This is a genomic window from Streptomyces sp. NBC_00620 (assembly GCF_026341825.1).
In the GTDB taxonomy this organism is placed as follows: Bacteria; Actinomycetota; Actinomycetes; order Streptomycetales; family Streptomycetaceae; genus Streptomyces.
This window is the reverse complement of record NZ_JAPENY010000001.1, coordinates 2,434,012-2,454,970: the sequence shown is the minus strand read 5'-3', so window position 1 is coordinate 2,454,970 and position 20,959 is coordinate 2,434,012. Positions and strand designations below refer to the sequence as shown.

The 20,959-nt window shown below is 70.9% G+C and carries 22 protein-coding genes; 13 read left to right on the top strand and 9 right to left on the bottom strand.

Going from position 1 to position 20,959, the window contains the following annotated elements:
• Nucleotides 1-75: 75 nt before the first annotated feature.
• Entirely contained in the window at nt 76-1,728 is a 1,653-nt protein-coding gene (locus tag OG246_RS11380) for a DNA repair helicase XPB (protein WP_266459563.1), read from the top strand.
• On the opposite strand, the gene OG246_RS11375 is transcribed toward OG246_RS11380, so the two are convergent.
• Nucleotides 1,677-2,720, bottom strand: coding sequence for a glycosyltransferase 87 family protein (locus OG246_RS11375; protein ID WP_266464110.1), 1,044 nt, complete (start codon nt 2,718-2,720; stop codon nt 1,677-1,679). The genes OG246_RS11380 and OG246_RS11375 overlap by 52 nt on opposite strands.
• A gap of 207 nt (nt 2,721-2,927) precedes the next feature.
• Nucleotides 2,928-3,110, bottom strand: coding sequence for a hypothetical protein (locus OG246_RS11370; protein ID WP_266459561.1), 183 nt, complete (start codon nt 3,108-3,110; stop codon nt 2,928-2,930).
• Nucleotides 3,111-3,400: 290 nt separating this feature from the next.
• Here OG246_RS11370 and OG246_RS11365 point away from each other — a divergent pair, with 290 nt between their 5' ends.
• Nucleotides 3,401-5,458: an ATP-binding domain-containing protein gene (locus tag OG246_RS11365; protein WP_266459558.1), complete on the top strand. Its 2,058-nt coding sequence runs from the start codon at nt 3,401-3,403 to the stop codon at nt 5,456-5,458.
• 26 nt (nt 5,459-5,484) lie between these two features.
• Here the strand turns inward: OG246_RS11365 and OG246_RS11360 are convergent, their stop codons facing one another.
• Entirely contained in the window at nt 5,485-6,180 is a 696-nt protein-coding gene (locus OG246_RS11360) for a copper homeostasis protein CutC (RefSeq protein ID WP_266459556.1), read from the bottom strand.
• A gap of 223 nt (nt 6,181-6,403) precedes the next feature.
• On the opposite strand from OG246_RS11360, the gene OG246_RS11355 reads away from it, so the two are divergent.
• Nucleotides 6,404-7,060, top strand: coding sequence for a hypothetical protein (locus tag OG246_RS11355; protein WP_266459554.1), 657 nt, complete (start codon nt 6,404-6,406; stop codon nt 7,058-7,060).
• Nucleotides 7,061-7,105: 45 nt separating this feature from the next.
• A complete protein-coding gene (locus OG246_RS11350; protein ID WP_266459552.1) occupies nt 7,106-8,173 on the top strand; it encodes a GNAT family N-acetyltransferase in 1,068 nt (355 codons plus the stop codon).
• 28 nt (nt 8,174-8,201) lie between these two features.
• Here the strand turns inward: OG246_RS11350 and OG246_RS11345 are convergent, their stop codons facing one another.
• Nucleotides 8,202-8,480 (bottom strand): DUF4031 domain-containing protein, encoded by a 279-nt coding sequence (locus tag OG246_RS11345; protein WP_266459549.1) that lies wholly within the window; start codon nt 8,478-8,480, stop codon nt 8,202-8,204.
• Entirely contained in the window at nt 8,477-8,869 is a 393-nt protein-coding gene (locus OG246_RS11340; protein ID WP_266459546.1) for a hypothetical protein, read from the bottom strand. The genes OG246_RS11345 and OG246_RS11340 overlap by 4 nt, the downstream gene beginning before the upstream one ends.
• A 55-nt stretch (nt 8,870-8,924) precedes the next feature.
• Here OG246_RS11340 and OG246_RS11335 point away from each other — a divergent pair, with 55 nt between their 5' ends.
• From OG246_RS11335 to OG246_RS11320, 4 genes are all read left to right on the top strand, one after another.
• On the top strand, nt 8,925-9,848 hold the full coding sequence (locus OG246_RS11335; RefSeq protein ID WP_266459543.1) for a MurR/RpiR family transcriptional regulator: 924 nt from the start codon (nt 8,925-8,927) through the stop codon (nt 9,846-9,848).
• Between the two features lie 117 nt (nt 9,849-9,965).
• The gene (murQ, locus tag OG246_RS11330) at nt 9,966-10,901 is read left to right on the top strand and encodes an N-acetylmuramic acid 6-phosphate etherase (RefSeq protein WP_266459540.1); all 936 of its coding nucleotides are present in this window, start codon (nt 9,966-9,968) and stop codon (nt 10,899-10,901) included.
• A 16-nt stretch (nt 10,902-10,917) separates the two neighbouring features.
• Complete coding sequence (locus OG246_RS11325) at nt 10,918-12,474, top strand: PTS transporter subunit EIIC (RefSeq protein ID WP_266459537.1); 1,557 nt, start codon at nt 10,918-10,920, stop codon at nt 12,472-12,474.
• Nucleotides 12,471-13,058: a hypothetical protein gene (locus tag OG246_RS11320; protein ID WP_266459535.1), complete on the top strand. Its 588-nt coding sequence runs from the start codon at nt 12,471-12,473 to the stop codon at nt 13,056-13,058. Before OG246_RS11325 ends, OG246_RS11320 begins: the two co-directional genes overlap by 4 nt.
• 21 nt (nt 13,059-13,079) lie before the next feature.
• Here the strand turns inward: OG246_RS11320 and OG246_RS11315 are convergent, their stop codons facing one another.
• On the bottom strand, nt 13,080-13,829 hold the full coding sequence (locus OG246_RS11315) for a helix-turn-helix domain-containing protein (RefSeq protein ID WP_266459533.1): 750 nt from the start codon (nt 13,827-13,829) through the stop codon (nt 13,080-13,082).
• Nucleotides 13,830-14,075: 246 nt separating this feature from the next.
• Between OG246_RS11315 and OG246_RS11310 the strand changes: the two genes are divergently transcribed.
• From OG246_RS11310 to OG246_RS11300, 3 genes are read left to right on the top strand one after another with little or no spacing between them, the layout of a single operon-like run.
• On the top strand, nt 14,076-14,741 hold the full coding sequence (locus OG246_RS11310; RefSeq protein ID WP_266464105.1) for a DUF4097 family beta strand repeat-containing protein: 666 nt from the start codon (nt 14,076-14,078) through the stop codon (nt 14,739-14,741).
• A 29-nt stretch (nt 14,742-14,770) separates the two neighbouring features.
• Entirely contained in the window at nt 14,771-15,730 is a 960-nt protein-coding gene (locus tag OG246_RS11305) for an ATP-binding cassette domain-containing protein (RefSeq protein ID WP_266459531.1), read from the top strand.
• Nucleotides 15,730-16,515: an ABC transporter permease gene (locus OG246_RS11300; RefSeq protein ID WP_266459528.1), complete on the top strand. Its 786-nt coding sequence runs from the start codon at nt 15,730-15,732 to the stop codon at nt 16,513-16,515. Before OG246_RS11305 ends, OG246_RS11300 begins: the two co-directional genes overlap by 1 nt.
• 126 nt (nt 16,516-16,641) lie before the next feature.
• Here the strand turns inward: OG246_RS11300 and OG246_RS11295 are convergent, their stop codons facing one another.
• Nucleotides 16,642-17,034, bottom strand: coding sequence for a hypothetical protein (locus OG246_RS11295; protein ID WP_266459525.1), 393 nt, complete (start codon nt 17,032-17,034; stop codon nt 16,642-16,644).
• Nucleotides 17,035-17,145: 111 nt separating this feature from the next.
• On the opposite strand from OG246_RS11295, the gene OG246_RS11290 reads away from it, so the two are divergent.
• Complete coding sequence (locus tag OG246_RS11290; RefSeq protein WP_266459522.1) at nt 17,146-17,985, top strand: helix-turn-helix transcriptional regulator; 840 nt, start codon at nt 17,146-17,148, stop codon at nt 17,983-17,985.
• Nucleotides 17,969-18,241: a DUF397 domain-containing protein gene (locus tag OG246_RS11285; RefSeq protein ID WP_266459519.1), complete on the top strand. Its 273-nt coding sequence runs from the start codon at nt 17,969-17,971 to the stop codon at nt 18,239-18,241. The genes OG246_RS11290 and OG246_RS11285 overlap by 17 nt, the downstream gene beginning before the upstream one ends.
• Before the next feature lie 96 nt (nt 18,242-18,337).
• Here the strand turns inward: OG246_RS11285 and OG246_RS11280 are convergent, their stop codons facing one another.
• Together OG246_RS11280 and OG246_RS11275 are read right to left on the bottom strand one after the other, a co-directional pair.
• Entirely contained in the window at nt 18,338-19,405 is a 1,068-nt protein-coding gene (locus OG246_RS11280; RefSeq protein ID WP_266459516.1) for a tyrosine-protein phosphatase, read from the bottom strand.
• A gap of 193 nt (nt 19,406-19,598) precedes the next feature.
• Nucleotides 19,599-20,720 carry an NADH:flavin oxidoreductase gene (locus OG246_RS11275; RefSeq protein ID WP_266459514.1) on the bottom strand — a complete coding sequence of 374 codons (1,122 nt, stop codon included), beginning with the start codon at nt 20,718-20,720 and terminating at the stop codon, nt 19,599-19,601.
• Between the last annotated feature and the right edge of the window lie 239 nt (nt 20,721-20,959).

Below are 20,959 nucleotides of genomic sequence, written 5' to 3'. Positions count from 1 at the left end.
GGTCCGTCGGTGATGCACACTGGACGTTTGGCCAAGCACCCGCGCGTGGGTGCCGCCGCGCAGAAAGGTACGGGCGTGAACGGACCTCTCATCGTCCAGAGCGACAAAACACTCCTGCTCGAAGTCGACCACGAGAAGGCCGACGCATGCCGTCGGGCCATCGCACCGTTCGCCGAGCTGGAGCGGGCGCCCGAGCACATCCACACCTACCGGGTGACACCGCTCGGGCTGTGGAACGCGCGGGCGGCCGGGCACGACGCCGAGCAGGTCGTGGACGCGCTCGTCGAGTTCAGCCGCTATCCCGTGCCGCACGCGCTGCTGGTGGACATCGCGGAGACCATGGACCGCTACGGGCGGCTCACCCTCAGCAAGCACCCCACGCACGGTCTGGTGCTCACCACCACCGACCGGCCGATCCTCGAGGAGATCCTGCGGTCGAAGCGGGTCGCGCCGCTGGTCGGCGCCCGGATCGACCCGGACACGGTCCTCGTGCACCCCTCCGAGCGCGGGCAGATCAAGCAGACGCTGCTGAAGCTGGGCTGGCCGGCCGAGGACCTCGCCGGGTACGTCGACGGCGAGGCGCACGCGATCGACCTTGACGAGACCGGCTGGGCGCTGCGGCCTTATCAGCGGCAGGCCGTGGAGAACTTCTGGCACGGCGGCAGCGGGGTCGTCGTACTCCCCTGCGGCGCCGGGAAGACCCTCGTCGGCGCCGGTGCCATGGCCGAGGCGAAGGCCACCACCCTCATCCTCGTGACGAACACCGTCTCGGCCCGGCAGTGGAAGCACGAGCTGGTGAAGCGGACCTCGCTGACCGAGGAGGAGATCGGCGAGTACAGCGGTACGCGCAAGGAGATCCGGCCCGTCACCATCGCGACGTACCAGGTGCTGACGACGAAGCGGAAGGGCATCTACCCGCACCTGGAGCTCTTCGACTCCCGCGACTGGGGCCTCATCCTCTACGACGAGGTGCACCTGCTGCCCGCTCCCGTCTTCAAGTTCACCGCCGACCTCCAGGCGCGCCGCCGTCTCGGTCTGACCGCCACCCTCGTACGCGAGGACGGGCGCGAGTCGGACGTCTTCTCCCTCATCGGGCCGAAGCGGTTCGACGCGCCCTGGAAGGAGATCGAGGCGCAGGGGTACATCGCGCCCGCCGACTGCGTCGAGGTCCGCGTCAATCTCACCGAGACCGAGCGGCTGGCCTACGCCACCGCCGAGACCGAGGAGAAGTACCGCTTCTGTGCGACGACCGCGACCAAGCGGAAGGTGACGGAGGCGCTGGTACGGCGGTTCGCGGGGCAGCAGATCCTGGTGATCGGCCAGTACATCGACCAACTCGACGAGCTGGGCGAGCACTTGAACGCGCCCGTCATCAAGGGCGAGACGAGCAACGCCCAGCGCGAGAAGCTGTTCGGCGCCTTCCGCGAGGGCGAGATCTCCGTCCTCGTGGTGTCCAAGGTCGCGAACTTCTCCATCGACCTGCCCGAGGCGACCGTCGCCATCCAGGTGTCGGGGACCTTCGGTTCCCGGCAGGAGGAGGCACAGCGGCTCGGCCGAGTGCTGCGGCCGAAGGCCGACGGCCACCAGGCGCACTTCTACTCCGTCGTCGCCCGCGACACCATCGACCAGGACTTCGCCGCCCACCGGCAGCGGTTCCTGGCGGAGCAGGGGTACGCCTACCGGATCATGGACGCCGATGAGCTCCTTGCGGCGGACAAGGACGGCTGAGCCGCCAGCAGGGCCAGTCCCAGCAAGGGGTACGGCGAGGCCAACACCTGCTGCCACCAGGGGAGTTGCAGGTCCAGGTCGCCCTGGTGCGGGACCAGCCAGAGGGTACGGGCCGTGAAGACGACCGTCGCCGCCGCGGCCAGGTGGAGGCGGCGTTCGGCGTAGAGGACGGCGATCAGCGGTACGCACCACACCCAGTGGTGCGACCAGCTGATGGGGCAGACGAGCAGGGCCGTGGTGGCGGTGATCAGGATGCCCCAGCGGTCCTGGGGGGCGCGGCGGGCCAGCCAGAGGCCCGCGCAGGCGACGGCCACCGCGGGCAGCGCCCAGGCGAGGCCCGGCTCCCGTTCCCCCAGTGCGCGGGCGATCAGCCCCTGAAGCGACTGGTTGTCGACGATCCACACCTTGCCCACGCGCCCGGTCTCGTACAGCCGCCGGGTGAAGAAGTCGACGCTGGCGGCGGGGAGTACGAGCGCACCGAGCAGTACGGTCCCGGCGAAGGCCGACACGGCCGTGGCCGCCTCCCGTCGCCTCCCCCTGAGCAGCAGGTACGCGATGAAGAGGGCCGGCGTCAGTTTCACCCCGGCGGCGATGCCGAGCGCGATTCCCTTGCCGCGGGCGCCGGTCGGGCGGGTGAGATCCCAGAGGATCAGCACAGCCAGGGCGAGATTGATCTGGCCGAACAGGACGGTCTGGAAGACGGGTTCGAGCCAGAGGGCGAGCGCGGTGGCGGCGCAGACGGCGGGGGCTCTCGCGGGCAGGTCCGCGAGGCGGCAGGAGAGCCGGACCAGCGCGGCCAGCAGGGCCACGTTCCCGGCGGCGAAGGCCAGCTTGAGGGCGCCCAGCGGGAGCCAGGTCGTCGGTACGAAGAGGAGCGCCGCGAAGGGCGGGTACGTCGCGGGCAGCCGCCACTCGGTGACGGTGAACCCGTAGAGATCCGTGCCGTTCGCGACGGCCGCGCCCTCGGCCCGGTAGACCAGTACGTCGGCCATGGGGGCGTGCGTGACGACGCACAGCGCGGAGAAGGCGGCGAGGGAGACGATCAGCAGGGTTCGCGCGGAGGCGACTTCACTGGGTGAGCGATTGATCACGTTCCGTTGAAGCACGGAGTGACCCTAGTGTCCGGGCAGTTCGGCCCGGCGGACGGCTCACCGCTGCGGGACGGGTGTACGACTCACCGCTGCGGGTCGGTCATACGGTCACCGTCGCCGTACGCCCGCCTCCTCTCCGTACTCGCCGAGGAGGACCACGCTGAGGGCCGCACCGGCGAACACCTTGACGGCGCGCAGGGCGTCCCCGACGCGGTGGCGCTGGTGGGTTCCGGAGGCGGCGGTCGCGCCGGTGCGGACAGGGGGGCCTGGGGTGAAGGTAGCTGCGCTCATGTATCCATGGTGGAACTCGCGGTCCCGAATGGCGTCACCCCCCGGACCGAACCCCAGCGGCCCCCTCGTACACCTGCGGGCCGCCCCTCGTACGCCTCACGACGGACCCCGACCCCTAGGGCTCCTACAGGGGTACCCCTGAGGCCGCAAAAAAGGGTTGGCCCCGGCATCCCCCGCTCGCCTAGAATCTCCGCTCTTGCCCGCCTCCCCGCACGGAGCGCCGCCGTCCGGACGGAAACCGGACGGCATCCAGGAATCACCCACACCGCAGGTCTCCCGGAGGCACCCCCTTGTCCAGCCCGTCCGACCATCCGCTGCACACCGACGACCCCCTGTCCCGCGAGCGCACCCACCTCGGTGACTCGCGTGCCGCCCTGCGCGCGATGCGCGAGGACGTCAAGAACCTCGACATCAAGGACGTCACCGCGAACTGGGTGAACGCGGCGGTCCTCCAGCACCAGATCGACGAGCGCATCAAGGCCCTCGCCGACCTCAGCCACACCCCGCTGTTCTTCGGGCGGCTCGACTACCTGCACGCTCCGGGCGCCGACAAGGCGGAGGGCGCGGAGGGCGAGCGCTTCTACATCGGGCGGCGGCACGTCCACGACGCCGACGGCGATCCGATGGTCATCGACTGGCGCGCGCCGGTGTCGCAGCCGTTCTACCGGGCCTCGAAGCGGGACCCGATGGACGTCGGGCTCAGGCGCCGCTTCGGTTACACCGGCGGCGACCTCACCGCCTACGAGGACGAGCACCTCTCCGACCCCACCGAGACCGCGGCCACCAGCAAGCTGCTCCAGCAGGAGATCGAGCGCCCGCGCGTCGGCCCGATGCGCGACATCGTGGCGACCATCCAGCCGGAGCAGGACGAGATCGTACGGGCGGGACTGTCCGGCTCCGTCTGCGTGCAGGGCGGTCCCGGCACCGGCAAGACGGCCGTGGGCCTGCACCGTGTCGCGTATCTGCTGTACGCCCACCGCGAGCGGCTCGCCCGCACCGGCACCCTCGTCATCGGGCCGAACAAGTCCTTCCTGCACTACATCGAGCAAGTACTCCCCGCGCTTGGCGAGTTGGAGGTCAAGCAGGCGACGGTCGACGACCTCGTCGCCCATGTGGAGGTCCGGGGCACGGACGGCGCCACCGCCGCGGTCATCAAGGGCGACGCCCGGATGGCCGAGGTGCTGCGCAGGGCCGTCCGCTCGCATGTGACCCTGCCGACCGAGCCGGTCATGGTCGTACGCGGCTCACGGCGCTGGCGCGTCCCCGCGTACGAACTGGAGGAGATCGTCCGGGAGTTGCTCGACCGCGACATCCGGTACGGCGCCGCCCGCGAGGCGCTTCCGCAGCGGATCGCGCATGTGGTGCTGGTCCAGATGGAGCGCTCGGGCGAGGCGCCGGACGACCGGGTGCAGGACGCGGTCGCCCGCAACGCCGCCGTGAAGGCCACGGTCAAGGCGATCTGGCCGCCCGTCGACCCCGCCAAGCTGGTGCTCCGGCTGCTCACCGACGCGGACTTCCTCGCCGTACACGCGGCGGGAATCCTCGACGAGGACGAGCAGAAGGAGATCCTCTGGCAGAAGCCGGCGCGGTCCGTGAAGGCCGCCAAGTGGGCCCCGGCCGACGCCGTGCTGATCGACGAGGCGACCGACCTCGTCCAGCGGACGCACTCGCTCGGGCATGTCGTCCTCGACGAGGCGCAGGACCTCTCCCCCATGCAGTACCGGGCGGTCGGGCGGCGCTGCACGACCGGTTCGGCGACCGTGCTCGGCGACCTGGCGCAGGGCACCACGCCCTGGGCGACGCGGAGTTGGGCCGAGGCGCTCGGCCATCTCGGCAAGGGGGAGGCCGTCGTCGAGGAGCTGACGGCCGGTTTCCGCGTCCCCACCGACGTCATCACGTACGCGTCCAGGCTGCTGCCGCACATCGCGCCCGGGCTGACCCCGGTGGCGTCGGTGCGCGAGAACCCGGGCTTCTTCGACGTACGCCCGATCACGGCCACCGGTGAAGTGGTCGCCGCCTGCGAGGAGTTGCTCCGCAACGAGGGCTCGACAGGGCTGATCGCCGCGGACGCCCGGATCCCGGCGCTGGCCGAGGCGCTGACGGAGGGCGGGATCACCTACCTCGCTCCGGGCGAGGAGACGACCCTCGACACCCGCCTGACCCTCGTACCGGCCTCGCTGGCCAAGGGTCTCGAGTACGACTACGTGGTCCTCGACGAACCGCAGGCCGTGGTCGACGGCGAACCCGACGAACGCACCGGCCTGCGCCGCCTGTACGTCGCCCTGACCCGAGCGGTCTCGGGCCTGACCGTGACACACGCGGCACCACTGCCGGCCCAACTGGGTTAGGACCGGACAGCACACCTAGGGCCCGGCTACTGGTCCAGGACCCTCCGCCACTCCCCTACCGCCTCGGCCGAGACCGGCCCGGTCCAGCCGCCGGGCCGGGCGGCGCCGCCGATGTGGAAGGCGTCGATGCCCGCGGCGCGCAGCTGCGGCACGTGGTCGAGGCGCAGCCCGCCGCCCACCATGATCTGCGGCTCGTAGCCGGGTTCACCGCGGCGCGCGGCCTCGACGAGGAGGGTGGGCAGGCCGTCGTCGACGCCGTCGGGGGAGCCGGCGGTCAGGTAGGCGTCGAGGCCCGGCAGGTCCGCGAGCTGCTTGCGCAGGGCGTCGCGGTCGGCGGCGCGGTCGATCGCGCGGTGGAAGGTCCAGCGGCAGCCGTCCAGTTCGGCGACGATCCGCTCCACGGCGGTCAGGTCCACGCCGCCGTGCTCGTCGAGGAACCCGAGCACGAACTCGTCGGCCCCCGCGGTGCGCAGCTCACCGGCGACGCGTACCAGCGCGTCCACATCCCCGGCCGCGAAGCCGTCCGCGAGCCGCAGCATCACACGCAGCGAGACGTCGACGGCGGCCCGGATCCCGGCGAAGGTCTCCACGGCCGGGGTGAGCCCGTCCGCGGCCATGTCGGTGACCAGCTCGAGGCGGTCCGCGCCTCCGGCCTCAGCGGCGACCGCGTCCTCCACACCGAGGGCGATCACCTCCAGGACTGCGCGCCTACGCTTACTCATCGGACCTCTTCCCTTGGGCGGCTACAGGTCTAGTCCAATCAAAGCGTACGCGAGATCGGTTCTTCAGCCCCTCCGGGGAGGTTCCAGCCCGTCCGGCGTTTGAGGACGAGCGCGCAGCGCGACAGCGGGGTCTGGGGGCGCAGCCCCCAGGAACGGGACGGGAAGGGGCGGAGGGGGCGAACAAACCCCACCCCAGCCCACCCGGCACCCGCACAATGACCCCATGCCCGACCTCGACACCCTCCGCACCCGCTGGACCCACGCCCTGGAAGGCGCCCGCTCCCCCGGCGCACAAACCCCCGACCCCACCCCGTACGCGGACAACCTCCTCACCCGCTGGCAGGAGCCCCAGCGCCGCTACCACACCCTCACCCACCTCACAGCGGTCCTCGACCACATCGACGTACTGGAGAAGTACGCGGACGCCCCCGACCTGGTACGCCTGGCCGCCTGGTTCCACGACGCCGTCTACCTCCCGGACCGCTCCGAGAACGAGGAACGCTCGGCCCACCTGGCCGAACGGGCCCTCCCCGAAGCCGGTCTTTCCGACCCCGACGCCGCGGAGGTGGCCCGCCTGGTCCGCCTCACCGTCACCCACGCCCCCACGGACGACGACCGCAACGGCCAGGTCCTCTGCGACGCCGACCTGGCGATCCTGGCCGCGTCCCCACCGGCGTACGCGGCCTATACGACGGCCGTCCGCGAGGAGTACGCCTTCGTCCCCGCCGAGGCCTTCCGCGAGGGCAGAGCGGCGATCCTGCGCCAGCTGCTCGACCTGCCGAGACTGTTCAGAACGCCGTACGGCGAACGGGAGTGGGAGCGGCGGGCCCGCGAGAACCTGCGGACGGAGCTGACACGGCTCGGCAGCGCCCCCGGCTGAAAAATCGGGTACGTACGCGACCGCGGTCGCGCCTACCCTCACCCCATGGGAGACATGGGTGGGGACCAGGTGTCGGAGGCCGTGGCGGGCAGTGCGGCGCTGCTGCGGACGTTGAGCGGGCGGGACTGGGACGGGGTCAAGGCGGGCCGCCTGGCGTGGAGTTGCCGCGAGACCGCCGTGCACATCTGCTCCGATCTCATCGCGTACGCGGGGCAGTTGGCGGGGCGCGCCACCAAGGCGTACGTCCCGTTCGACATCACCATGGAGGACGGCACCGACAACGCGGGCGTCGTCGATGTGATCGAGACGACCGGCGCCCTGCTCGCCGCGACCGTCCGCACGACACCCCGCGAGGTGCGCGCCTTCCACCCGTACCCGTTCCGCAGCGCGAACCGCGAGGGCTTCGCCGCGATGGGCGTCGCCGAAGTCCTGCTGCACACGCACGACATCGCCGAGGGCCTCGGCGTCCCGTACGAGCCAGCGGCCGCGCTCTGCGAGGACGTACTGACCCGGATCTTCCCGCATGTCAGGCCCGGCCCGGACCACTGGCGCACCCTGCTGTGGGCGACCGGCCGCGGCGAACTGCCCGGCCGTGCCCCGGTCACCGAGTGGCGCTGGAGCAACAACCTGGTGATCGGGTCCGAGCGGCTCACGCTCCAGGGAGTCACTCCGGCGGCCGCCGCCGATCTGCGGGCGGGCGGCACGGGCGGCTTCGCGTGGGTCGAGGGCGGCCCCTTCGAGGGCACGCGGGAGGCCGCCGGGATGGTCGTGAAGGCGTACGAGGCCGGGGTGCACCGCCCCGAGTGGGGCCTCTTCGTCCTCGTACGCACCGAGGACGGCCGCGCGGTCGGCGGCATGGGCTTCCACGGCACCCCGGACGAGGAGGGCCGCGCCGAGGTCGGCTACGACCTGGCGGAGAAGGCCCGTGGCAACGGCTACGCGACCGAGGCCCTGCGCACCCTGGCCGGCCGGGCGCTCGCGCACGACGACGTGAAGGTGCTGTTCGCGGCCGTCGACCGGGACAACATCCCTTCCCAGGGCGTCATTTCACGCGCCGGGTTCACCCGGGTGAGCGAGGACGGTGAGCAGTTCGCGTACGAGCTGCGGAGCTGACTGCTCGGCGTCCGGGCGCCGACCGAAGCTACGAACTCCTCGGCCCTGCCCACCTCTTGGCCCTGCGCAACCCCGCCCCGTACAGCAGCCGCACCACCTCGCGGCTGCTGACCTGCACCGCGCCCGCGCGCACCGCGTCCTCGTACCGGTGCGAGGGGATGTCGTAGTGGTCGCGCTCGAAGGCGCGCCGCGGGGCGCCCAACTCCTCGGCGAAGGCGTGCAGTTCGTCGTACGAGACGTCGCTGATCAGGTGGGACCACAGGCGGCCGTGGCCCGGCCAGGTGGGCGGATCGATGTAGACGGTCACGAGGGCGGGGTCCCGCCGGCCGCCCCCAGCGTCCCCACCGAGGCCACCTTCACGCCCGCCTGGTGGCACACCCAGTGCGGGTCGGGACCGAGCTCGGGCTCGACCTCCAGGGCGTGCGGGTCGCCGGATTCGCAGACGGGGCACAGCGGCCAGCGCCCGTGCCGTTCGAGGAGGCCGTCCTGTACGTCCTGGGCGACGAGCCCGGCCACGTACTCCGCGCCCTCGGGCCACTGCTCGACCCACCAGCGGCGCTGCACCACCGACTCCTCGACGAGCGAGACCACGTCGGCGTCCGCGACCTCGCGCGCGGCGAGGTCGGCGAGGACGAGGGCGCGAGCCGCGTGCAACGCCTGCTCCAAGGGGCTGACGGGGCCGCTGATGGGGTTCATGCACCTATTGTGCGCACCCTTGACCGTATGCCCCAACGGAAAATATCTTTCAGTGGTGACCCGTGACGTGAAGGAAATTTTCGCCGGTGAGGCGCCGCCCGCCCCGGCCGCCCTCGCGGCCAAGGTACGGACGCTCGCCCCGTCGATGACACGCTCCATGCAGCGGGTCGCGGAGGCCGTCGCCGCCGACCCGGCGGGCTGCGCGGCCCTCACGGTCACCGGCCTGGCCGAACTCACCGGTACCAGCGAGGCGACGGTGGTCCGCACCGCCCGCCTCCTCGGCTACCCCGGCTACCGAGACCTGCGCCTCGCCCTCGCCGGGCTCGCCGCCCAGCAGCAGTCGGGCCGCGCCCCCGCAGTCACCGCGGACATCGCGGTCGACGACCCCATCGCCGACGTGGTCGCCAAGCTCGCGTACGACGAGCAGCAGACCCTCGCCGACACCGCGGCCGGGCTCGACATGGCCCAGCTCAGCGCGGCGGTCACCGCGCTCGCCGCCGCCCGCCGTATCGACATCTACGGGCAGGGTGCGTCCGGTCTCGTCGCCCAGGACCTCGCCCAGAAGCTGCTCCGCATCGGGCTCATAGCCCACGCGCACAGCGACCCGCACCTCGCCGTCACCAACGCGGTGCAGCTGCGCGCCAAGGACGTGGCGATATCGATCACCCACTCCGGCTCGACCGGCGACGTCATCGAACCTCTCCGGGTCGCCTTCGAACACGGCGCGACGACGGTCGCGATCACCGGCCGTCCGGACGGGCCCGTGACGCAGTACGCGGACCACATCCTCACCACCTCGACGGCCCGCGAGAGCGAGCTGCGGCCTGCGGCGATGTCGTCCCGGACGAGTCAGCTGCTGGTGGTGGACTGTCTGTTCGTGGGGGTCGCCCAGCGGACGTATGCGACGGCTGCGCCGGCCTTGTCGGCGTCGTACGAGGCGCTTGCCCATCGGCACAGTCCGCGGGGGCGCTCGCGCTAGCTGGGCCGGGAGACTTGATGCCGTTGGAGCGCTGCGGGCCGTCTGTGGCTGGCCGCGCAGTTCCCCGCGCCCCTGACGGGGCGCCTTACCACCCCGCGTCGAAAAGAGCAGCCCGCCATGACCTCCAACGCCAACTACCGTGACCTGCGTGCCGAGTTGGAGACGCTCACCACTGAGGCGTTCCGGCCCGAGCTGGCCGAGATCGATCAGTTGCCGACGGTTGAGATCGCCCGGCTCATGAACGGCGAGGACGCGACCGTTCCGAGGGCCGTCGCCGCGCGGCTTCCGCTCATCGCCGCCGCGATCGACGACATCACGGTGCGGATGTCCCGCGGCGGGCGCCTGATCTACGCGGGCGCGGGCACCGCGGGCCGCCTCGGTGTCCTGGACGCGTCCGAGTGCCCGCCCACCTTCAACACCGCCCCGTCCGAGGTCGTGGGCCTGATCGCGGGCGGCCCGAGCGCGATGGTCACGTCGATCGAGGGGGCCGAGGACTCCAAGGAGCTGGCCGCGCGGGACCTCACGGAACTCGCGCTGACCTCCGACGACACGGTGGTCGGCGTCTCCGCCTCAGGACGCACCCCGTACGCCATCGGCGCCGTCGAACACGCCCGCGCGCAGGGCGCGTTGACGATCGGCCTGTCCTGCAACGCGGACAGCGCGCTGGCAGCGGCAGCCGACCACGGCATCGAGGTCGTCGTCGGCCCTGAGCTGCTCACGGGCTCGACACGCCTCAAGGCGGGCACGGCCCAGAAGCTGGTCCTGAACATGCTCTCGACGATCACGATGATCCGCCTCGGCAAGACGTACGGGAACCTGATGGTCGACGTACGCGCCTCGAACGAGAAGCTCCGCGCCCGCTCCCGCCGCATCGTGTCACTCGCGACGGGCGCCACGGACGAGGAGATCGAGCAGGCCCTCGCCGCCACGGACGGCGAGGTGAAGAACGCGATCCTCACCATCCTGGGCGGCGTCGACGGGCCGACCGCCGCCCGCCTTCTGGAGGAGAGCCACGGCCACTTGCGCGCGGCGCTCGCGGCGGCGCCCCGCTGACCAGCACCCTCGGGGAGTGCGCACTCCGAACGACCCCACCGCCACCGCGGCCGCCCTGCTCCCCCTCCTCGGCGGCCCCGCGAACATCACCTCCGTGGCCCACTGCATGACCCGCCTGCGCGTGGGCCTGCGGGACCGGACCCTGGTCCAGGACGAGGCCCTGCGAGCCCTCCCCGCCGTACTCGGCCTGGTCACGGACGACGAGACGTACCAGATCGTCCTGGGCCCGGGCACGGTCGCCCGCGTGACCCCGGAGTTCGAGGCGCTGCTGACGACGACGGCATCAGCTGCAACGACAGCCGATGAACTGGCTTCGCGCGGCGCCGAGTTGAAGGAAGCGGGACGGCAGCGCAACGCCACCCCCGGCAAACTCCTGCTGCGCCGCGTCGCGAACATCTTCGTCCCCCTGATCCCCGCCCTCATCGGCTGCGGAATCATCGCGGGCCTCAACGGCCTGCTGATCAACCTGGGCCGGCTGGACGCGATCACCCCCGCCCTCGCCGCCATCGCCTCCGGCTTCATGGCGCTGATCGCCGTCTTCGTCGGCTACAACACGGCGAAGGAGTTCGGCGGCACCCCGATCCTGGGCGGCGCGGTGGCGGCGGTCATCGTGTACGCGGGGGTCGCGAAGGTGACGGCGTTCGGGATGACGCTGGCACCGGGCCAGGGCGGCGTACTCGGCGCACTGGCCGCCGCGCTCCTGGGCACGTACGTCGAGAAGTGGTGCCGCAGCTGGGTCCCGGAGGCCCTGGACGTCCTGCTCACCCCCACCCTCACGGTCCTGCTCACCGGCCTGGTCACGCTGTACGCCCTCATGTACGCGGCCGGCGAGCTGTCCTCCGCCATCGGCACCGGCGCGAACTGGCTCCTCTCCACCACCGGCGCCTTCGCGGGCCTGATCCTCGGCGGCCTCTTCCTCCCCCTCGTCATGCTCGGCCTGCACCAGGCCCTCATCCCCATCCACACCACCCTCATCGAGCAGCAGGGCTACACGGTCCTGCTGCCCATCCTGGCGATGGCGGGCGCGGGCCAGGTCGGCGCGGCCCTGGCGGTCTACGTCCGCCTCCGCCACGACCAGTCCATGCGTACGACGATCAAGTCGGCGCTCCCGGCGGGGCTGCTGGGCGTGGGTGAACCCCTCATCTACGGCGTCTCACTCCCCCTCGGCCGCCCGTTCCTGACGGCCTGCGCGGGCGGGGCGGCGGGCGGCGCCTTCGTCGGCTTCTTCGCGATGCTCGGGGACAAGGTGGGGTCGACGGCGATCGGGCCGTCGGGGTGGGCGCTGTTCCCGCTGCTGGCAGGAAGCGGGGGGCCGGCGATGACGGCCGCGATCTACGCGGGCGGGCTGCTGACCGGGTATGCCGTCGGCTTCGGGGCGACGTACGTCTTCGGTCTCGGGCCGGCTGTGAGAGGCGGCCTCGGTGCCGGTGCCGGTACTGAGGCCGGTGCCGGTGCTAGTGCTGGTGCCTCTGCCTCTGCCTCTGCCTCTGCCTCTGTCGACGGCACTGTCAGTGGTGTGTGCGACGCTTCTGACAGTCAGGAAAACGCCCGGGGAGGGAACCGAACACCGTGAACCACGCACAGCTCACCGCTCTCGGCCGCGCCCTGCGTGTGCTGGGCGAGCACGGCGACGCGCTGAACGCCGACACCCCCGACGCGAAGCTGCACGAGATCAAGGCGGACCTGAAGCGGGCCCTCGACCTGCTCGACGAGACGGTCACCACGGCCGCGCCCACCACCCGCTGCTCCGAGCACCCGAACGGCCCGGTCGACGAGGCCGCCGCCGACCTCTGCCTGCTGTGCGAGACCCGCCGCCGCGCCGCCCGCCGCTCCCAGGTGAACGGCTCCTTCTCGCACGGCCGTGGACCCGGCCCCGACGAGGCCCCCGAGCGCACGAAGTCCCGCTACGGCCTGCGCGAAGACCGCCCCCAGCCCCAGCAGCGCTGGCTCCCGGAAGTCTGGAACGGCCAAGCGTGGCAGCTCTGCGGCACCCCGCGCCGCGACCGCATCGAGGCCGAGCGCTACCTCGCCGCCGAGCGCAAGACCCCCCGCCCGGGCATGGCCTACCGCCTGATCCACGAGTTCACGGACTACGAGGTGCTGCGCATCTGGGGCACCCCCGTGAAGATCGACATCGAGCCGATGGGGAACCTGTAGACAACGCGCGCGTCGGGCGCCCTACTCCGAACTCGGCTCGGCAGCTCCGTCCGAGGTCGTTGCGGATTTCGTCTGGAGGATCTCGCGGGCCTGCTCCGCGGCGCGGGCGATGGCCTCGCTGACGAAGTCGAGGAAGCGGGCGACGTTCTCCAGGCGGGTGGCGGCCGGGGTGCCCGGAACGAGGACACCGACGCCCTGCCGTGCGATCTCGACGATCTGGGCGGTGGACCGGGCGCTGGCCATCATCGACTGGTACCAGATGTCGTCGTCGACGACATAGCGCTCACGTCGGCGCTCGTCGCGTTCCCGGCGGACCAGGCCCTGGCTCTCCAGGAACGCGATCGCCTTGGAGACGGACGCCGGGCTGACCTGGAGACGCTGGACGAGTTCGGCCGCGGTGAGGCTGCCGGTGTCGGTGACGGTGAGGCTGGCCATCACCCGGGACATCATCGTGGGCATACCCGAGCCCATCATGACGGTCGTGAACGTCTCCTCGAACTCGCGCACGGCCTCGGCATCGCGTCCGTGGGCCTGCGCCGGCGCCTCCGCACCTCGGGGCGCCGCCTGCGTGCGCCTGTGGGCACGGCGTTCAGTCGCGCGGTGGGCCACCTCGGCGCGGTAGGCGGTGGGGCCGCCGTTGCGCATCACCTCACGCGTGATCGTCGAGGTCGGGCGGTCGAGACGCCTGGCGATCTCCGCGTAGGCGAGGCCGTCGGCCAGCCCCAACGCGATCTGCTGGCGTTCCTGCTGAGTGAGCCTGCCTCCCGGCATTGCGATCTCCTTCGTTCCCCTTTGATACCTCCAGCATAGCGTTCACCTTCAATTCATTGCAACGCACAGGCGACTTTCGTTGCGTTAGCCTTGAGGATCGTTGCAACGATTTCCCGGCATTCACCTGCACTGATAGCAATTGAGCGCAACGAACACATTGAAGGATCCATGAATGCAACGTAGCTTTTCCGTCATCGGAAACGACGCGGTCCAAAGGAGCGCGCGATGCAGATGAAGGAGAGCACCATGCAGAAGTTCGACACCCCCGCCCCGGTCTCCGCCGTCCTGGACATCCCCGCCGGACGCGTCCAGTTCATCGCCGCCGACCGGGCCGACACCACCGTCGAGGTGCTGCCCACGGACGCCTCCAAGGGCCGTGATGTGAAGGCGGCGGAGCAGATCACGGTCGCCTACGCCGACGGGATCCTGCACATCGGGGCCCCGGCGGCGAAGAACCAGTTGTTCGGCGCCTCCGGATCGGTCGAGGTGACCGTCCAACTGCCCGCCGGCTCCCGCGTCGAGGGGAAGGCCTCCGCCGCCGAGCTCCGGGGCGTCGGGCGCCTGGGTGATGTCGTCTTCGAGGGCGCGTACCGCCGGATCAAGATCGACGAGGCGGCGAGCCTGCGCCTCACCGCGACCGACGGCGACGTCGAGGTCGGCCGGCTCGGCGGTCCCGGAGAGATCAGCACCGCGCGGGGCGACATCCGGATCACCGAGGCCGTGCGCGGCACGGTCGTGCTCCGCACCCAGTCCGGCGCCATCTCGGTCACGGCCGCTGCAGGCGTGTCCGCAGCCCTGGACGCCGGCACCGACTACGGCCGCGTCAGCAACGCCCTCAAGAACGACGGCACCGCCGGACTCGACATCCGCGCCACCACCTCCCGCGGCGACATCACCGCCCGCAGCCTCTAGCAGCCCGCATCCCCTGAAGGAGATCCACCATGACCAACCCGGCCATCGCCGCGAACGGGCTGCGCAAGTCCTACGGCGACAAGACGGTCCTCGACGGCGTCGACCTGACGGTGCCGACCGGCACGGTCTTCTCCCTGCTCGGCCCGAACGGCGCCGGCAAGACCACCGCCGTCAAGATCCTCTCCACCCTCATCACCGCAGACCCCGGCACCGGCGACATCCACATCGGCGGCCACAACCTCGCCACCCACCCCCAAGCCGTACGCGCCGCAATCGGCGTCACCGGCCAGTTCTCCGCCGTCGACGGCCTCATCACCGGCGAGGAGAACATGCTCCTCATGGCCGACCTGCACCACCTGACCCGAAGCGAGGGACGGCGGGTCACGGCCGAACTCCTGGAACGCTTCGACCTGGTCGACGCGGCGAAGAAGCCGGCCTCCACCTATTCCGGCGGCATGAAGCGCCGCCTGGACATCGCCATGACCCTGGTCGGCAACCCGCGGATCATCTTCCTCGACGAACCGACCACCGGCCTCGACCCGCGCGCCCGGCACAACATGTGGCAGATCATCCGCGAGTTGGTCTCCGACGGGGTGACCGTCTTCCTCACCACCCAGTACCTCGAGGAAGCCGACCAGCTCGCCGACCACATCGCGGTGCTGAACGACGGCAGGATCGCCGCCCAGGGCACCGCCGAGCAGCTGAAGCGACTGATCCCCGGCGGACACGTCCGGCTCCGCTTCACCGACCCGGCCGCCTACCAGTCCGCCGCCTCCGCACTGCGCGAGGTCACCCGCGACGACGAAGCACTGGCGCTGCAGATTCTCAGCGACGGCAGTCAGCGCGAACTGCGCTCCATCCTCGACCGGCTGGACTCGGCCGGCATCGAGGCCGACGAACTCACAGTCCACACCCCCGACCTCGACGACGTGTTCTTCGCCCTGACCGGCACCACCAAGGTCCCCAACCAGCCGAAGGAAGCAGTCTGATGAGTACCTTCTCGCTCGCCGTCCGCGACTCGAACACGATGCTGCGCCGCAACCTCCTGCACGCGCGCCGCTACCCGTCCCTCACCCTGAACCTGCTGCTCACGCCGATCATGCTGCTGCTGCTCTTCGTCTACATCTTCGGCGACGTGATGAGCGCGGGCATCGGCGGCGCCGACCGCTCCGACTACATCGCCTACATCGTCCCGGGCATCCTGATGATGACCATCGGCTCCACCGTGATCGGCGCCGCGGTGTCCGTCGCCACCGACATGTCCGAGGGTGTCATCGCCCGCTTCCGCACGATGGCCATCCACCGCGGCTCCGTGATCATCGGGCACGTCGTCGGCAGCGTGCTGCAGGTACTCGCCAGCCTGGTCCTCGTCGGTGCCGTCGGCGTGGCCATCGGCTTCCGCTCCACGGACGCAACCGCCCTGGAGTGGCTGGCGGCGTTCGGGCTGCTCGCGCTGTTCTCGCTGGCGCTCACCTGGATCGCGGTCGGAATGGGCATGGCCAGCCCGAACGCCGAGGCGGCCAGTAACAGTGCGATGCCGCTGATCCTCCTCCCGCTCATCTCCAGCGCCTTCATCCCGGCCGACACCATGCCCGGCTGGTTCCAGCCGATCGCCGAGTACCAGCCGTTCACCCCGGCCATCGAAACCCTGCGCGGCCTGCTCCTCGGAACCGAGATCGGCAACAACGGGTGGATCGCCATCGCCTGGTGCCTGGCTCTCACGGCGCTCGGCTACCGCTGGTCGACCTCGAAGTTCAACAGCGACCCGAAGTAACCGCCATGAAAGCGCGGGCCACCTCCCGCAACTCGTCCCGCCCCAGGGCGGCGTGCCCCGACACCACGTCGGAGTACGCCGCCCCTTCGGCGTACTGGGACGACTGCTTCGCACCGTGGGCCAGTCTCAGGGGAGGCGCACCTCACGGTTCCTCTCCCGTACCCGCGCCCGCAGTACCTCCCCCTGCGCCGCGGGCCTGGTCGACTCCGGCGGGCAGTCCCACTCCCGGCCCCCACCCACGGGCCGCAACTGCACCTTCCCGCCCACATGCCCCATCACCTCCCCGACCTGCCCGTCCCGTACGTCCACGACGTACGCCCCGACCGGCGGCCGCTCCCCGCGCAGCACGGACGCCAGCTTCTCGGCCGTACGTACGTTGCAGCGCCCCAGGACGACCAGAGCGAACGGCTCGTCGCTCGCGCCGGTCACGGGGTCGACACACAGGGACGGCAGAACGACACCCACGCCCGTGAGTGCGTCCCGAAGCAGGGCGACGACCTCTTCCGTCGACCGCAGCATTCCTTCACCTCCACGCAGAGTTCACTATTCGCAACACAGCGTGTCCGCCAGCCGCCTAACCTGGCCAGACAGGGCGCCCCAACAACATCGGCTGTCGGACAGGGAGTTGCCGTGGCAGGACCGAAGGACCTCGACCCGTCGTCGTCACCACGCGCGTTGCTGGGCGCCGAGCTGCGGCATGCGCGGGAGAAGGCCGGCATCAGCCAGGAGGAGTTGGGGCAACGGCTGTTCGTGAGCGGTTCGTTCATCGGGCAGCTGGAGGCGGGGACACGGCGGATGCAGCCGGAGTACGCGCGGATGCTGGACGAGGTACTGGGGACGGAGGACTTCTTCGCGCGGAACTGCGGTGCGGCGGCCAAGTCCAAGTATCCGGAGCACTTCGCGGAGGCCGCAGAGGCGGAGGCCGCGGCTACGGAGATCCGGCAGTACTCGACCATGCTCATCCCCGGGTTGCTCCAGACACCCGCGTACGCGCGAGCCGTGTGCCGCGCCTATCAGCCCACGGCGCCGGACGAGACGATCGAGGAGCTGGTGTCCGCCCGGATCGATCGGGCCCAAATCCTCGACGATCCAACAGAGCCGTTGTTGTGGGCGGTGGTTGACGAGGCCGCATTGCGCCGGGTGACGGGCGGCCGCGAGGTGATGGCGGAGGCACTGCGCCACGTCGTCGGCCTGATCCGTCGGCACCGGGTCATCGTGCAGGTACTGCCGTTCGAGGCGGGGGCACACCCAGCGATGCAGGGCCCTATCAAGCTGATGGACTTCGAGGACGCCCCTCCACTCGTCTACTTCGAGGGTGTCGGCACCGGTCGACTGGAGGACGACCCGGCCACCGTCAGGCACCACCGCCTCACCTACGAACTCCTCTCGGCCTGCGCACTGTCCCCCGAGAAGTCCCTGGCCTTGATCGAGGAGATGGCGCAGGATTACGCGCATGAGGAGCATCCCTGAGTACGACCTGGACGCGGCCACTTGGTACAAGTCCAGCTATAGCGGCGGCAGTGGCGGCGACTGCCTGGAAGTCGCCCGCTGGCGCAAGTCGACGTACAGCGGTGGCGATGGCGGCGACTGCCTCGAAGTCGCCGACGCCCACCCCACCCTCGTCCCCGTCCGCGACTCCAAAACCCCCCACGGCCCGAAGCTCGCGTTCCGGCCGGAGGCCTGGTCGGCGTTCGTCGCGGGCGTCAAGAACTCCACAGCCAAGTAATTGGCAGATGTGTCCCAACAGCCAGCCGCAAACCCGCAGGTAAAGCGGCCCCACCGTGGAACACATCTGCCAATCGCCTCCCGCCCAGGACGGCGGTCAGCCGATCAGCAGGTCCCGCTTCAGGGCGCGGAGTTCGCCCGTGTCGATGCCGAGGCCCTTCCGTAGGTAGGAGTTGAACGAGCCGTACTCCGTGCTCACCTCGGTGAAGCCGGAGTTGAGGTACTCGGGACGGACGTCGAGGAGCGGCTTGTACACCTTGGCCTGGGCGGCCGGCATCGCGGCGAGCGTGGCCGCGTTGACCGTCGCGCGGTACGTGTTGCTGGCGAGGTAGTCGTCCATCACCGTCGCGCGCGGCACGCCCAGCGCCGTGAGCAGGGCCGCGCTGGACCAGCCGGTGCGGTCCTTGCCCGCGGTGCAGTGGTAGAGCAGGCCGTGCTGGGACTCGTCGGCGACACCGGCGAACACCGCGCTGTAGGCGGCCCGCGCCGAGTCCCCGCTGACCATGAACTTCTCACCCTCCACCATCATCTCGACCGCCTCGTCCTCGGTCGTGGGCATGGTGGTGAAGGTGGCCGAACCGGCGAGCACGTCGGCGACGGTGTACGCGGCACCGGACGGCACGCGGTCGGGCGCGGACGTACGCTCGGACGCCATCCGCAGGTCGTAGACCGCCTCTATGCCGAGGCGCTCGAGCTTCGCGAGGTCGGCGTCGGTGAGCCGGTTCAGGGCGTCCGAGCGGTAGATCTCGCCCATCTTCACCCAGTGGCCGTCGGCGGTCCGGTAGCCGCCCGCGTCACGGAAGTTGACCGCGCCGTCGAGCTTGACGAGGCGGTCGGCGAGGTGGAGTGAACCGCCGCGCTGGGGCACCAGGTCGAACCACTGCCGGTCTGCGGCGGGCAGCCCGCTCACCGTGACGTCCCCGTGAGTACCGCCGCGCGCGACGACATGACCGTTGGCCCGGATGGCCACAGACCGCACGCCGGGAGCCTTCCACACGATGCGGTACGAGCCGTTGTCGTTCGCGGTCACGGTCGCGGCCGTGAAGGGGATACGGCTTGTGGCGGCCGTGTGCTTGGCCGGCGCGGCCAGGGCGGCGGGCGTGGTCAGGGAGACGGAGACAGCGGTGAGCGCGAGGGCGACACCGGCGAGCGTGAGGTTCTTCATGCGACGGATGCTGTGTGCACTCACCGACGGCGAGGTGAACGGCAAGCAGATGACAACTTCTGCCGGGATGGCAGTTTGTGCCATCCCGGCTTCCGGGCATCCGGACGGCCTGCAGAGCCCCGGGCAACGCCGGAGGGCGGCACCCCTCGGGAGAAGGGTGCCGCCCTCGACGTACAGGCAAAAAGGCAGCGGCTCAGCTGAGCGACCGCAGCGACGCCGCCTCGTACGCCCCCAGCTCTCCGAGCCGTCCGTCGAGGACCTTCGCGGCCCACTCCGGGTCCTGGAGCAGGGCGCGGCCCACCGCGACCAGGTCGAACTCGTCGCGCTCCAGGCGGTCGAGGAGGTTGTCGAGGCTCGCCGCCTGGGCGCCCTCGCCGGCGAAGGAGCGGAGGAAGTCGCCGCCGTCGAGGCCCACCGAGCCGACGGTGATGGTGGGCTTGCCCGTGAGCTTCTTCGTCCAGCCCGCGAGGTTGAGGTCGGAGCCTTCGAACTCCGGGAGCCAGTAGCGGCGGGTGGAGGCGTGGAAGGCGTCCACTCCGGCCTCGGCGAGCGGGGTCAGGAGGGCGCCGAGCTCCTCCGGCGTCTCCGCGAGGCGGGCGTCGTACGCCTCCTGCTTCCACTGCGAGTAGCGGAAGAGGATCGGGAAGTCGGGCGAGACCGCGGCGCGGACGGCGGCGACGATCTCGGTCGCGAACTTGGTACGGGCGACCAGGTCACCCCCGTACGCGTCCGTGCGGCGGTTGGTGCCCTCCCAGAAGAACTGGTCGATCAGGTAGCCGTGTGCGCCGTGCAGTTCGACCCCGTCGAAGCCGATGCGCTCGGCGGCGGCCGCGGCCTCGGCGAACGCCGCGATGACGTCGTCCAGGTCGGCCTGGGTCATCTCCTTGCCCTCGCCGGCCGTGCCGTTGATGCGCAGGCCGGACGGGCCGACCGCGGGGGCGTCCGCGAACGGCGGCTCACCCGCGCTGCGCACCATGCCGATGTGCCACAGCTGCGGCACGATCTTCCCGCCCGCCGCGTGCACGGCCTCGGCGACCTTCGCCCAGCCCGCCAGCTGCTCCTCGCCGTGGAAGCGGGGGATGCTGTCGCTCTGCCCGGCCGACTCGTGACCGATGTACGTGCCCTCGGTGACGATGAGGCCCACGCCCGCGGCGGCGCGGCGGGCGTAGTACGACGCGACGTTCTCACCGGGGATGCCGCCCGGGGAGAACTGGCGGGTCATCGGCGCCATGACGATCCGGTTCGGGACGGTCAGGCCGTTGAGGGACAGGGGGCGGGACAGGATCTGGGCCGCGCGGGAGGGGGCGAGTGTCACGTGGGGGCTCCTCGGAGGGGTCGGTCGGGCATCGGTCGATCGGACATCGGTCGATCCGGCGGAGTGATGCTCATGCATATGTGCAGGTGATTAATACTGCAGATGATGAATATGTGCATGCGCATCGATCCCGCGTCAACGTCAACCGCCTCACCCGTCACCGCATTCCGGCCCCCGGCACACTGCCCCGGGTGATCCAGGACACGCAGGCACCAGGAAGACGTACGAAAACGCCCGAG